Source organism: Streptomyces sp. NTH33, from assembly GCF_003236365.1.
Taxonomy (GTDB): Bacteria; Actinomycetota; Actinomycetes; order Streptomycetales; family Streptomycetaceae; genus Streptomyces.
The window spans coordinates 1-12260 of the sequence record NZ_POTZ01000202.1; the positions used below are offsets into that span (position 1 = coordinate 1).

Annotated in this window: 14 protein-coding genes and 1 pseudogene; 10 read left to right on the forward strand and 5 right to left on the reverse strand. The window is 71.9% G+C overall.

Going from position 1 to position 12260, the window contains the following annotated elements:
* Positions 1–1532: FUSC family protein (locus C1I97_RS19730; RefSeq protein WP_111004542.1), on the forward strand; the 1532-nt coding region annotated here is incomplete at its 5' end.
* Positions 1529–2143, forward strand: a complete 615-nt coding sequence (locus C1I97_RS19735) for a MarR family winged helix-turn-helix transcriptional regulator (protein WP_441349132.1) — start codon at positions 1529–1531, stop codon at positions 2141–2143. The genes C1I97_RS19730 and C1I97_RS19735, both read left to right, overlap by 4 nt.
* Positions 2144–2172: 29 nt before the next feature.
* Here the strand turns inward: C1I97_RS19735 and C1I97_RS19740 are convergent, their stop codons facing one another.
* Both C1I97_RS19740 and C1I97_RS19745 read right to left on the reverse strand, forming a co-directional pair.
* On the reverse strand, positions 2173–2994 hold the full coding sequence (locus C1I97_RS19740) for a VOC family protein (RefSeq protein WP_111004543.1): 822 nt from the start codon (positions 2992–2994) through the stop codon (positions 2173–2175).
* 103 nt (positions 2995–3097) lie between these two features.
* Positions 3098–3490 (reverse strand): VOC family protein, encoded by a 393-nt coding sequence (locus C1I97_RS19745; protein ID WP_111004544.1) that lies wholly within the window; start codon positions 3488–3490, stop codon positions 3098–3100.
* Positions 3491–3571: 81 nt separating this feature from the next.
* Between C1I97_RS19745 and C1I97_RS19750 the strand changes: the two genes are divergently transcribed.
* Positions 3572–4135 carry a GNAT family N-acetyltransferase gene (locus C1I97_RS19750; RefSeq protein WP_111004545.1) on the forward strand — a complete coding sequence of 188 codons (564 nt, stop codon included), beginning with the start codon at positions 3572–3574 and terminating at the stop codon, positions 4133–4135.
* On the opposite strand, the gene C1I97_RS19755 is transcribed toward C1I97_RS19750, so the two are convergent.
* Positions 4125–4808, reverse strand: coding sequence for a glycerophosphodiester phosphodiesterase (locus C1I97_RS19755; RefSeq protein ID WP_111004546.1), 684 nt, complete (start codon positions 4806–4808; stop codon positions 4125–4127). The genes C1I97_RS19750 and C1I97_RS19755 overlap by 11 nt on opposite strands.
* 434 nt (positions 4809–5242) lie before the next feature.
* On the opposite strand from C1I97_RS19755, the gene C1I97_RS19760 reads away from it, so the two are divergent.
* From C1I97_RS19760 to C1I97_RS19775, 4 genes are all read left to right on the forward strand, one after another.
* Positions 5243–6640: a DUF6421 family protein gene (locus C1I97_RS19760; protein ID WP_111004547.1), complete on the forward strand. Its 1398-nt coding sequence runs from the start codon at positions 5243–5245 to the stop codon at positions 6638–6640.
* Positions 6641–6681: 41 nt separating this feature from the next.
* The gene (locus C1I97_RS19765) at positions 6682–7431 is read left to right on the forward strand and encodes an SDR family oxidoreductase (RefSeq protein ID WP_111004548.1); all 750 of its coding nucleotides are present in this window, start codon (positions 6682–6684) and stop codon (positions 7429–7431) included.
* A complete protein-coding gene (locus C1I97_RS19770; RefSeq protein ID WP_111004549.1) occupies positions 7428–8498 on the forward strand; it encodes a threonine aldolase family protein in 1071 nt (356 codons plus the stop codon). The genes C1I97_RS19765 and C1I97_RS19770 overlap by 4 nt, the downstream gene beginning before the upstream one ends.
* Before the next feature lie 332 nt (positions 8499–8830).
* Entirely contained in the window at positions 8831–9532 is a 702-nt protein-coding gene (locus tag C1I97_RS19775; RefSeq protein WP_111004550.1) for a B3/B4 domain-containing protein, read from the forward strand.
* 18 nt (positions 9533–9550) lie between these two features.
* On the opposite strand, the gene C1I97_RS19780 is transcribed toward C1I97_RS19775, so the two are convergent.
* The gene (locus tag C1I97_RS19780) at positions 9551–9775 is read right to left on the reverse strand and encodes a hypothetical protein (protein ID WP_258382650.1); all 225 of its coding nucleotides are present in this window, start codon (positions 9773–9775) and stop codon (positions 9551–9553) included.
* Positions 9776–9855: 80 nt separating this feature from the next.
* A complete protein-coding gene (locus C1I97_RS19785) occupies positions 9856–10584 on the reverse strand; it encodes a lysophospholipid acyltransferase family protein (protein ID WP_111004551.1) in 729 nt (242 codons plus the stop codon).
* Between the two features lie 256 nt (positions 10585–10840).
* On the opposite strand from C1I97_RS19785, the gene C1I97_RS19790 reads away from it, so the two are divergent.
* From C1I97_RS19790 to C1I97_RS19800, 3 genes and pseudogenes are all read left to right on the forward strand, one after another.
* On the forward strand, positions 10841–11173 hold the full coding sequence (locus tag C1I97_RS19790; protein ID WP_181446799.1) for a TlpA family protein disulfide reductase: 333 nt from the start codon (positions 10841–10843) through the stop codon (positions 11171–11173).
* 222 nt (positions 11174–11395) lie between these two features.
* Complete coding sequence (locus C1I97_RS19795) at positions 11396–11914, forward strand: flavin reductase family protein (protein ID WP_441349133.1); 519 nt, start codon at positions 11396–11398, stop codon at positions 11912–11914.
* A gap of 219 nt (positions 11915–12133) precedes the next feature.
* Positions 12134–12260 (forward strand): annotated as a pseudogene (locus tag C1I97_RS19800) (electron transfer flavoprotein subunit beta); the annotation flags it as partial.

Sequence of the window (12260 nt, forward strand, 5' to 3'; positions counted from 1 at the left end):
TCCTCGGCCGGCTCGATCTGGCCATGTACACGATGGCCGGCTCGCTGTGCGCCCTGTACGCCCACAACCGCCCCTACGCGGCCCGGGCCCGCGCCCTGGCCTGGGTGGTGCTCGGCATGGTCGGCGGCCTCGCCCTCGCCCTGGTCGCGGCCTCGCTCACCACCGACCCGATCGTCCTGGTCACCGTGGGCGCCCTGATGGCCGCCGTGCAGAAGGTGCTGTGCGACGCCACCCGCATCGGCCCGCCCGGCAACGTCATCCTCACCTTCATCAGTTCCGCCTCCCTGTTCGCCCCGCAGACCCTCGGCCAGGTCCCGGCCCACGTGGCACTGGCCGCGGTGGCGGGCGTCTGGGCCTGGCTGGTCGGCATGGCGCCCAGGCTGCTGCGCCCGCACGGCCCCGAGCGCCGCGCCACCGCCCAGGCGCTGAACGCGGCCGCCGCCCACGCCGCCACCCGAGGCACCGGCGACGGCCACGCCCGGACCCGCGCCGCTGCGGCAGCCGCCGTACAGGCCGCCTGGCAGACACTGCTGTCCACCGGCGCCCGATCCGAGACGCGGCGCGCCCTGGAGCGGCTCGTCGTGCGCGCCGAGGTCGCGCTCGCCGCCCCCGCGGACACGGATCCCGACCGGCTGCGGACCTGGGCCCGCCAGGTGCGCGGCACCGGGCCGATCCCGCGGGCGGGCGAGACGGCGGAGGCCGCCGACGAACTCCTCGGCGTGGACGCCGAGATCGCCGCCCCACGCCGGCCCTGGCGGAGCCTGCTCAGCCAACTCGCCCCGATCGCGGTGCGCACCGCCCTCGGCTGCGCCCTCGCCGGCTACGCCTCCCTCGCACTCGGCATCGGCCGCCCCTACTGGGCCCTGGTCACCGCCGCCTCCCTGTACCAGGCCAACATCACTCTTACCTGGAGCCGCAGCATCCAGCGCGTCGTCGGCAACCTCGTCGGCGTCCTCGTCTTCGGCGCCGTCGCCCCGCTCGCGCACTCCAGCGGCCTCGCCCTCGTCCTGCTCTGCCTGGCCTTCAACTTCGGCGCCGAGGCGCTGATAAGCCGCAACTACTGGCTCGGCAGCGTCTGCGTGACCCCGCTGGCGCTGCTCATCATCGAGTTCGCCGGGTACCACGAGCCGGGCGAGCTGATCATCGACCGGGCCGTGGACACCGTCGTCGGCGCGCTGGTCGGCTTCGTAGCCGCCGTCGCCGTCACCAACCGCAGGGCCGGCGACCGCATCGGGCACGCGCTGACCGCCGTGGACCGGGCCCATGAGCGGGTCGTCCGCCTGCTCGCCGAGGAGCGACCGGCGCCCGCCGCCCTGGAGTCCGCCCGCCGCGGTCTGGCCGCCGCGCTGGTCGACCTGCGGGCCACCGTCGACGCCGCGTCCGGCGAGTGGTGGCAGCGCGCCCTGCCCCAGGAGCGGGTGGTGCTCGCCGAGCAGTCCGCACACCGTACGCTCGCTGCGGCGATACGACGCCAGGGCCTGCACGCCCCGGCGACCAGCACGGACGTGACGACGGAGGACGTAGGGCCATGACGGCGAGGAACGGACGGCCGGCTCGGGCGGGAGCGGTGAGCGCACAGGCGGCGCGCGAGCGGACGCCCGGCGCGGGGGGCGCGCCGGACGCGGTGTCCGGCCCCGCCCACGACGACACCGTCGCCGGTGTCGTCCGCCAGTGGCGGGCCGTCCACCCCGACCTGGACACCGCGCCGATGGAGATCATCGGCCGGATCAACCGCTGCGCCGCGCTGTTCCAGCAGGCCGAGGACGCGCCGCTGCGCCGGGAGGGGCTCAGCCGGCCCGAGTTCGACCTGCTCGGGGCACTGCGTCGCACCGGACACGAGCTCACCCCGAGCGAACTGGCCCGCGAGACGTTCTCCTCGGGAGCCGCCGTCACCAAGCGCCTGAAGCAGCTCACCGAACGAGGCCTCGTGGAGCGCCGCGGCGACCCGCGTGACCGCCGTGTCGCCCACGTCCGCCTCACGGACGCCGGACGCGCCCTGGTCGACGGCGTCCTGCCGGAGCAGCTCGCCTACGAAAGGGCCGTCCTGTCCGGCCTGGACAGCGAGGGGCAGGGCGAGCTGGCCGCGTTGCTCGGCGAGCTGCTGGGCCGGCTGGAGGGCCGCCCGGGGGCGCTGCGGATCTGAGAGGCGGCCCGGCGCCGCGGGCGCGCGCCTCAGCCCTCCTGGCTCTCCTGCCGGTCTTCCTGCTCCTCCCGGCGCACCTGGTCCTCCTGGATCTCCTGAGCGGACCGGTAGATGCCGAAGATCGCGCCCTGCGGGTCGCGCAGCACCGCGACACGGGCGCCCTCCGGGACGGTCGTGGGCTCCAGCAGGGCCTTGGCGCCCGCCCGTACCGCGACGTCCGCGGTCACGTCGACGTCCTCGACCGCGAAGTACGGCAACCAGTGCGGCGGCACGTCGGCCGGGAACCGGTCGTGCATCGCCGTCACCCCGCCGAAGTCATCGCCGTGCAGGCCCCACTGCGTGTACCACTCCGAGGCGTTGACGCTCCAGCCGAACACGCTCGTGTAGAAGTCCCGGGCTCTTTTGATGTTCCGGGTGGCGAGTTCCACCCAGCCCAGCGAGCAGGGCCGGTTGAACGCCCCGGCACCGTGGAAGCCCCGGGCCTGCCACATCTGGAAGGCCGCGCCGGACGGGTCCAGCGCCACCGCGAAGCGGCCCTCGTCGTCGACGTCCACCGGGCCTTGGATCACCGTCCCGCCGGCCTCCACCACCTTGTTCGCCGCCGCGTCGACGTCGGCGACGGCGAACAGGACGTTCCACGCGACCGGCTGCGACCTCTGGCGCAAGGGGGTGATCCCGGCGATTTCGGTGTCCCCCAGATACGCGATGGTGTGCGTGCCCGAGTCCGGTCGGGGGCTGCGCTGCATACGCCAGCCGAACACCTCCGCGTAGAACCGCGTGGCCGCCTCCAGGTCGCTGGTGTCCAGCTCCGCCCAGCAGGGTCCGCCGACCACCGGCTTGTCGAACTCCATGGCACTCCTCCGGGAAGGCTCACCCCACCCACCAGCACGCTAGCCCCGGCCGCCGACGCGGGCCAGCGGGAGCAGCGGGCGCCCGAACGCACCCGGACCCTGCTCAGATCCCCGCCCGGTACCGCAGCGGATGCTCTGCCGGCACCTCGACCAGGACGATGGGCGTGCCGTCCGGATCGGCGATCCACATCTCGATCAGCCCCCACGGCTCGCGCGCCGGCGCACGCGTGATCTCGACGCCTCTCGCCCGCAGCTCCTCGTGGGCCGCGGCCACGTCCTCGACCTGGAGCCACAACCGCACGGCGGGGGACGGCGGCTCCTCGGAGCGTCCGGAGAGCTCCAGGAAACCACCGCCGAGGAAGTAGACGGTGCCACGCTCCGGTCCCGTCCCGAACTCCCGGTAGACGCCGAGCCCCAGCTGTTCGCCGTAGAAGACGCGGGAGCGCTCGGGATCGGTGGGCCGAAGCAGTGTCCGACTGCTGAGTACGTGCACCATGCGCCCGGAGCCTAGTGGCAGGATTGCCCCCGTCTCTGCGCAGCCGCGCCCCATCCGAGCGAGTTTCGAAAGGCACCTCTCATGGAGACCGCCACCACCGGACCACTGATCTTCCGCGACGCCTCGGACGCCGACGTCGACACGCTGGTGCAGCTGATCGAGTCGGCGTACCGCGGCGATTCCAGCCGGGCAGGGTGGACCACCGAGGCGGACATCCTCGAGGGGCAGCGGACAGACCCGGAGGGGGTGCTGGAGGTGATCAAGTCGCCCGACAGCCGGCTGCTGACGGTCGAGCGGGACGGCCGTGTGGTCGCCTGCTGCCAGCTCGAGCGCCGCGGCGACCACGCCTACTTCGGGATGTTCGCCGTCAGCCCCGCGCTGCAGGGCGCCGGCCTGGGCAAGGCGGTCATGGCCGAGGCGGAGCGCCGGGTCCGGGAGGACTGGGGTGCCACGGAGATGCACATGACCGTGATCACCGCACGCGAGGACCTGATCGCCTGGTACGAGCGCCGCGGCTACCGTCGTACGGGAAGGACCAGCCCCTTCCCGTACGGCGACGAGCGCTTCGGCATTCCGCAGCGCGACGACCTGGAGTTCGAGCTGCTGGTCAAGGAACTCGGGCAGCCGGGACCGGCTACGCCGTGAAGCGGCCCGTGCGCTTGATCTCCGGGTAGTCGGTGGTCGCCCCGTCCAGCTCGAACGCGCGGGCCAGCCGCAGGTGGTCCTGGGTGTTGACGACCCAGCCGATGATCCTCAGATCCGCCTTGCGCGCGTGCTCGACGACCTCCAGGGTGAGCCGGCGGATGTTGAGGCAGAGCGTCGCGGCGCCGGCCGCGGTGGCGCGTTCGACGACGTCGGTGCCGTAGCGGCTGGCCACGAGCGCCGTGCGCACGCCCGGCACCAGGCGGGCGATCTCGGCGATCGCCTCGTCGTGGAACGAGGACACCTCCACCCGGGAGACCAGGTCCCGCTGCCGCATGACCTCGCTCAGCGCACGGGCCGCGGCCACGTCCTTGATCTCCGCCTGCAGTGGGGTGTGCACGGCGTCGAGGACCTCCTCGAACACGGGGACCCGCTCGCCGCGCCCCGCGTCCAGCGAGCGCAGCTCGGCGAGGGTCTTGTCGGCGATCGCGCCGCTGCCGTCGGTCGTGCGGTCCACCTTGGGGTCGTGCATGACGACGAGCGCGCCGTCCTTGCTCAGGTGCAGATCGAGTTCGATGACGTCCAGGCCGGCCTGCTGGGCGGCGACGAAGGAACGGAGGGTGTTCTCGGGCTCGACACCCATGACTCCGCGGTGACCGAGGGTAAGGAAGTTCAAGGTTCAACTCGCTTCCGTCGACGGCGGCTCGGCGCGGCGCGGAGCGGACGGACCCCGTCCGCGCGGCAGTGCCGCAGCCTAATGGCCCGGCGGCGGGTTGAACCCCCGCGTACACGGGGCAGTGGGGTGACGGCCGGGCGGGAACGGGGGTGCGCCCGCCGGGACGGTCACTCCGGCGTGGGCGGGTCGCCCGCGTGTTGACCGAGGGGGCCGAGGCCCGCGCGCGGCCGCCCGCGGCGGGAAACCGCCCTCGGCGCGGTGAGGTCTGCGTCACTCCACCGACCCGGTAGAACTCGCGCTGACTGGGTAGGCGACCGGAAAATAAGCGGCGACGATGGGGCTGAGCAGGATAATTTCCCGAATGGCCCCTTGCTGGGAGAAACCTCGTATGTATACGGTCTTCGTACGCGAGGTTCTCCCGTGGAGGATGGGAAATGACGGAAGTTCTTGTGCAGGTGGGTACGGAGGGGCAGGTTCCTCCGGTGAGCAGGGTGGTCGAGCACCCGGCGTGGCCCGCGCTCAAGGATGCCGTGGAGCGCATCCGGCCATGGCAGTCCAAGGACGGCTCGATCGACTTCACGGCCGAGGGCGCCCCCGGCCGTGCGGACGCCGACGCCGCCGTACGCCGCGTGACCGACGCCGTCGAGGAGCTGTCCCCGCTGCTGCCGCACGACGCCGCCTACCACGAGGCCCTCGTGAAGGACCTGCGCCGCTGGGCCGAGGGCGGCTTCGGGGTGCCCGACTTCCTCGACTCGCTGCTGGCCTTCCAGCCCGCCGCGAACCGCGTGGACGGCCTGCAGCACCTGGTCGTCTTCCCGATGTACACGCAGAACGGCAACCCGGACCGCAACCTGGAGGCGGTCGTCCTGCGCATGGTCTGGCCGGACTGGCTGGCCGAGCTGGAGCGCACCCGCTACGACAACCCGCTGTTCTGCGGCATCACCTTCGAGGACTTCACGGCCGGCTACGACACCAACTCCGCCGTGCTCTTCCCCGAGACCATCGCCGTGCGCGAGGCGCCGGAACGGTTCTCCTGGGGTGGCATCTTCTGCGACCGCGAGGCCGCCCGCTTCCGCCGCGTGACCGCCGCCGCCGTCGACCTCCTCGGCCTCGACCTGCCCGAGGACATCGCCGCCATGGTCCACGACCAGAAGCGCTGCGAGGAGGCCTTCGTGCTGTGGGACATGATCCACGACCGCACCCACAGCCGCGGCGACCTGCCCTTCGACCCGTTCATGATCAAGCAGCGCCAGCCGTTCTGGATGTACGGCCTGGAGGAGCTGCGCTGCGACCTCACCGCCTTCAAGGAGGCCGTGAAGCTGGAGAAGGACGGCGTCGCCCAGGCCCGCGACGTGCAGTACGCCGTGCTGTTCGACCGCATGTTCCGCTTCCCGGTCACCGGCGAGCGCGTACGCAACTACGACGGCCTCGGCGGCCAGCTGCTCTTCGCCTACCTGCACCGGCACGACGTGGTCCGCTGGACCGACAACAAGCTCTCCATCGACTGGGAGCGCGCCCCGCAGGTCACCAACCAGCTGTGCGCCGAGATCGAGAAGCTCTACCGCGACGGCATCGACCGCCCCAAGCTGGTGCACTGGTTCGCCGGCTACGAGCTGGTCTCCGCCTACCTCGCCCCGCACCCGGGCTCGAAGTGGGCCAAGGGCCCCGACGCCCTGGACCTGACCCAGCCGCCGCGCAAACTCGTCGACGACGTGCTTCCGGACGAGTTTCCGCTGAGCATGTTCTACGAGGCACTGTCCAGGAAGATGAAGAGCGTGATCGCCTCAACCAGAGGCATTACGGCGGACAGCGCCGAGCGGGTCGCCGCGTGAGCGGCCGCGGTACCAGGAACACTGCTCAGGAGGCGAGGAACATGGCGGGGAACGGGGCTCTCAGCGGTGCGGTGATCGCGGTGGCCGGCGCGGGCGGACCGGCCGGCCGGGCGGCGCTGCTCCGGCTCGCCGAGGCGGGGGCGACCGTCGTCGGCGCGGACAACGACCCGGAGCGGCTCTCGGAGGCCGTGGACGCGGCGAGGTACGCCGCCGGCGGCGCCACCGTCACCGGGGACACGGTCGACCTGCTCGACCTGCAGTCCACCCGCGAGTGGGCCGCCCACATCGAGAAGAACTTCGGCCGGATCGACGGCCTGGTCCACCTCGTCGGCGGCTGGCGCGGCAGCGAGACCTTCACCAAGACCAGCCTCGACGACTGGGACTTCCTGGAGCTGCTGCTCATCCGCACCGTGCAGCACACCTCCCTCGCCTTCCACGAGGCGCTGCAGCGCAGCGAGCGTGGCCGGTACCTGCTGATCAGCGCCGCGGGCGCCAGCAAGCCCACCGCGGGCAACGCCGCCTACGCCGCCGCCAAGGCCGCCGCCGAGGCGTGGACGCTGGCCATGGCCGACTACTTCCGCAAGGCCGGGGGCCCCGACGGACCGACGTCGGCGGCTGCGATCCTGGTGGTGAAGGCGTTGGTGCACGACGCGATGCGCGCCGAGCGCCCCAACGCGAAGTTCGCGGGCTTCACGGACGTCAAGGACCTGGCCGACGCCATCGTCGACGTGTGGAGCGAGCCCGCCGCGGAAGTGAACGGAAAACGTCTGTGGCTGACCGAGAAGCCGTGAACCCTCCCAGGACCGACGCCCGTCGTCACCACGACCCTCAGGTCCGCGGCTTCGCCAGCGACAACTACGCCGGGGTCCACCCGGAGGTGCTCGCCGCCCTGGCCCTGGCCAACGGCGGGCACCAGGTCGCGTACGGCGAGGACGACTACACCGAGAACCTCCAGCGGATCGTCCGCAGCCACTTCGGCGCCGGCGCCGAGGCGTTCCCGGTGTTCAACGGCACCGGCGCGAACGTCGTCGCGCTCCAGGCGGTCACCGACCGCTGGGGCGCGGTGATCTGCGCCGAGAGCGCGCACATCAACGTCGACGAGGGCGGCGCGCCCGAGCGCGTGGGCGGCCTGAAACTGCTCACCGTGCCCACCCCCGACGGCAAGCTCACGCCCGAGCTGATCGACCGGCAGGCGTACGGCTGGGAGGACGAGCACCGCGCGACGCCGCAGGTCGTCTCGATCACCCAGAGCACGGAGCTGGGCACCCTCTACACGCCCGAGGAGATCCGCGCCGTCTGCGAGCACGCCCACGCGCGCGGGATGACGGTGCACCTGGACGGCTCCCGCATCGCCAACGCGGCCGCCTCCCTGGACGTCCCCATGCGGACCTTCACCAACGCGGTCGGCGTCGACATCCTCTCCCTGGGCGGGACGAAGAACGGCGCGATGTTCGGCGAGGCGGTCGTCGTCATCAACCAGGACGCCGTGCGCCGCATGAAGCACATCCGCAAGATGAGCATGCAGCTCGCCTCCAAGATGCGCTTCGTCTCGGTGCAGTTGGAGGCGCTGCTCGCCAAGGACCTCTGGCTGCGCAACGCCCGCCACGCCAACGAGATGGCACAGCGCCTCGCGGAGGGCGTGCGTGCCGTCCACGGGGTGGAGATCCTCCACCCGGTCCAGGCCAACGGCGTCTTCGCCAAGCTCCCGCACGACGTGAGCGAGCGCCTGCAGAAGCGCTTCCGCTTCTACTTCTGGGACGAGGCCGAGGGCGTGGTGCGCTGGATGTGCGCCTTCGACACCACGGAGGACGACGTGGACACGTTCGTGGCGGCCCTGAAGGAGGAGATGGCGCGCTAGCGGTCCCCTCGCATTCCTGCGGTCTGCGGGCGTGGAGCCGAGCCAGGCCCCCCGCCCGGCCTGGCCGCCCATCCGGCCGCCGGCGAGGCGGTACTCGCAGGACTCGGGCGCCCCGCGTGTGACCCGACGGGCTTCCGACGCGTCGACACCCGGTCCTCCCTCGCCGGTGAACGCCCGGCCTTCGTGCCGGACCCGGAGTCGAATGAGATGCACTGTCCAGTACTGTACGCTGAACCACGCCCGGTCGTACCGGCCGCCCTCAAGGCAGCCCTCGACCGGTCGCGGCCGTGGAAGTCGCCGCCTGACGCACTCTGATTCCGAGGCAAGAGAAGATGACGCTGTCCCTCACCGTGTCCGACGAGGTGCGTGCGCTCGCACCCGGCTTCGCCCACGTCGCCGTGGAGGCCCACGGGCTGGTCAACGGTCCGAGCACCGAGGCCAGTTCGGCGCTCCTGGACGACGCGGCCCGCCGTCTGGCCGTACGCCTCGACGGGCGCGCCCCGCACGAGGACCCGCACATGGCCGCCTGGCGCGCGACGTACACCGCGTTCGGCTCCAAGCCCTCCCGCACCCGCAACTCGGCCGAGGCGCTGGCCCGGCGGGCGCTGACGGACGCCGGGCTGCCCCGCATCAACGTCCTCGTCGACCTCTACAACGCCATCAGCGTCGCCCACCTCATCCCCGTCGGCGGCGAGGACCTCGACCTCGTCCAGGGCGGCATGCGCCTGGTGCGCGCCAGTGGCGAGGAGGACTTCGTGACCGTCGCCGGCGGCGAGGAGACCGTCGAACACCCGGACGCCGGCGAAGTGGTGTGGCGTGACGAGGCCGGCGTGACCTGCCGCCGCTGGAACTGGCGCCAGGGCCCCCGCACCCGCCTCACCGAGGGGACCACCTCGGGCATCTTCCTGCTGGAGAGCCTGGCCCCGGTGCCGGTCGCCGAGGTGCAGGCGGCGGCAGTCGAACTCGCCGAACTGCTGGAGAAGTTCAGCCCCGGAGCGCGCATCACCGTACGGGAGCCGCAGTCCGCGGCCTGAACCACCCGGCCGTCGGCGCTAACGGCGGCGGTACACGTCGCTCATGGTCGGGCTGGAGCTGTGCACCGTCGTGGCGCTGTACGACACGCGGTCGTGTTGTGCCTGGACCCGGCGGGCCTGCTCGATGCGGAGCCCCTCGGGGTTCTCCGTCACGCTGTTGCCGCGCCGCAGGAGCACGGCGATCAGAAGCAGCGCGAGCGCCGCGAGCGCACCGAACATGACGCCGACCGTGACCATGGACATCCCCCCGCTCCCCGCATGGACACTGACTCGATGTCAGGATAGTACGGCCCGGAAGCGGCACCCGGGTGACGCGTCACGCGTCAGTGCGCCCCGGCCGTGCGCAGCTGCTCCGGGGTCGGCGCCGTGCCGCCGAGGTGGGCCGGCATCCACCAGGTGTCGTGCTGGTCCCTGGGGCGGACGGGGTAGGCGCGCTGGGCGGCTTCCAGGAGTTCCTGGACGCGCTCGCGCAGACGGCGGGTGATGGCGCCCGCGTACTGGTCGCGAGGGGCTTCCAGGGCCTCGCCCACCCGGATCGTGATGGGGGTGTGGCTGCGCTTGAAGTTGCGCGGGTGGCCCTTGGTCCACAGCCGCTGCGTACCCCAGACCGCCATCGGGATCAGGGGGACGCCCGCCTCCTGGGCCAGCCGCGCCGCACCCGACTTGAAGCTCTTCAGGGTGAACGACTGCGAGATCGTGGCCTCCGGGAACACCCCGATCACCTCACCGGACCTCAGCGAGTCCAGCGCGTGCGCGTACGCCGCCTCGCCCTGGGACCGGTCCACCGGGATGTGCTTCATGCCGCGCATCAGCGGCCCGGAGATCCGGTGCCGGAAGACCGACTCCTTCGCCATGAAGCGCACCAGACGCTTCTGCGGAAGCGCGGCGAACCCGTTGAAGATGAAGTCCAGATAGCTGATGTGATTGCTCACCAGCACGGCGCCGCCCGAGCGCGGGATGTACTCCGACCCACGGCAGTCGATCTTGAGATCCCACACCTTGAACATCGTGCGGGCGAGACCGATGACGGGACGGTAGACGAGCTCTGCCATGGGCGCGGCGGACCCTTCTCTCTGCCAGGGAAGGGGATCCCGGCGGAAGTTACGCTGCCGTAGGTTTACGGCCTGTCGCAGATCGTGCCCCAAGAACGGCCGCGGAGCCAGTCCACGTGCCCGTCCCCGGCGAGATCCTCGTCACGTCGGCCCTGTGATTACCTCCGTCGGCCCACTGAACGGGAATCATCATGCCCCTGGAAACGCTGAGGAAAGAAGTGACCGAACCGGTGATGCGCCGAGGTGGAACGGGAGAGTGCGGGTGCGCGGACAGGACGAGGGCAGGCGGCTCGGGCCGGCCGAGCTGGGCGAGGACCTCGGCGCCCGCGCCACGCTCGTGCAGTTCTCCAGTGCCTTCTGTGTCCCCTGCCGGGCGACCCGGCGCATCCTCGGCGAGGTGGCCGGCATGGTCCCCGGAGTCGCCCACGTCGAGATCGACGCCGAGGCCCGCCTGGAACTCGTACGCGGGCTCGGGATCCTGAGGACGCCCACCGTGCTCGTCCTCGACGCCGACGGCCGCGTCGTGCGGCGCGCCACCGGACAGCCGCGCAAGGCGGACGTCATCGCGGCCCTGGGCGAGGCGGTGTGACGCCCGTGCCCGTGACGGTGAGACGTCTCCCAGATACCGGGACGTACTTGACTGCGCCCACCAACTATCGTCAGCCTGACCGTATGTCCTCGGAACTCCTTCTCCCCGGGCGGGTCCGCGCCGGTCTCGCACGCCGCGCGAGCGCGCGCTGTCCGGACTGTTGAGCAGCCGCAGTTCCCGCTCGTCCCCCAGCAGAAGGACCACTCCATGACGGCCAACGCCCTGGCGGCCACGACCGGCCTCACCACTCCCGGCACTCTCCGGCGCGCCTCTCCCGACCTGCTGCGCTCCGTCTTCCGGCGGCACGCGGCGGGCGTCGCGGTGATCACCGCCCGCAGCGAGGCCGGCCCGGTGGGCTTCACCGCCACCTCCCTCACCTCCGTCTCCGCCGAGCCCCCGCTGCTCTCCTTCGGCGTCGGCACCGGCGGATCCAGCTGGCCGGCGATCGCCGCGACCGACCACATCGGCGTCCACATACTCGGTGAGCACCAGGAGGAGCTGGCCGCCACCTTCGCGCGCCGCGGCGCCGACCGCTTCGGGGCGCCGACCTCCTGGCGGAAGGGCCCCGAAGGGGTCCCCGTCCTCGACGACGTGCTCGCCTGGCTGGTGTGCCGCGTCGTCGCGCGCGTGCCCGCCGGGGACCACCGCATCGTGCTGGCCGAGGTCGTGCTCGGCGACCCCGCGGGCGCCGGCCGTCCGCTCCTTTACCACCAGGGGCGCTTCAACGCGCTGCGTGATTGATCACTGCCCCGCTCTCCTGCGAAGCCGTTGAGTTCCGGTTACGCTGCGTTGCGAAGGTCACAGTTCAAAGCGCTTGCTCAGCGGGCATGCACTGGGTGTACTGATGAGTAATATTTCGCTCGGAGCGCGCGGTCGTCCCGAGCGGGATCGGCCACTGCAGGCGCCTATGCTGCCTGCGAGAAGGCAGCCCAGAAATGACGATGCAGTAGGAGAGCCGGCGTGAGCTTGAGGATCGTTGTCACTGTGAAGTACGTGCCCGACGCCACCGGCGACCGGCACTTCGCCGAGGACCTGACCGTCGACCGGGACGACGTGGACGGGCTGCTCTCCGAGCTGGACGAGTACG

Excerpts from the sequence above, each read along its gene's own strand:
- C1I97_RS19735 (WP_441349132.1), top strand. The coding sequence starts at position 1,529 with ATGACGGCGAGGAACGGACGGCCGGCTCGGGCGGGAGCGGTGAGCGCA.
- C1I97_RS19780 (WP_258382650.1), bottom strand. The coding sequence starts at position 9,775 with ATGTCCATGGTCACGGTCGGCGTCATGTTCGGTGCGCTCGCGGCGCTC.
- C1I97_RS19745 (WP_111004544.1), bottom strand. The coding sequence starts at position 3,490 with ATGGTGCACGTACTCAGCAGTCGGACACTGCTTCGGCCCACCGATCCC.
- C1I97_RS19775 (WP_111004550.1), top strand. The coding sequence starts at position 8,831 with ATGACGCTGTCCCTCACCGTGTCCGACGAGGTGCGTGCGCTCGCACCC.
- C1I97_RS19760 (WP_111004547.1), top strand. The coding sequence starts at position 5,243 with ATGACGGAAGTTCTTGTGCAGGTGGGTACGGAGGGGCAGGTTCCTCCG.
- C1I97_RS19785 (WP_111004551.1), bottom strand. The coding sequence starts at position 10,584 with ATGGCAGAGCTCGTCTACCGTCCCGTCATCGGTCTCGCCCGCACGATG.
- C1I97_RS19750 (WP_111004545.1), top strand. The coding sequence starts at position 3,572 with ATGGAGACCGCCACCACCGGACCACTGATCTTCCGCGACGCCTCGGAC.
- C1I97_RS19765 (WP_111004548.1), top strand. The coding sequence starts at position 6,682 with ATGGCGGGGAACGGGGCTCTCAGCGGTGCGGTGATCGCGGTGGCCGGC.
- C1I97_RS19740 (WP_111004543.1), bottom strand. The coding sequence starts at position 2,994 with ATGGAGTTCGACAAGCCGGTGGTCGGCGGACCCTGCTGGGCGGAGCTG.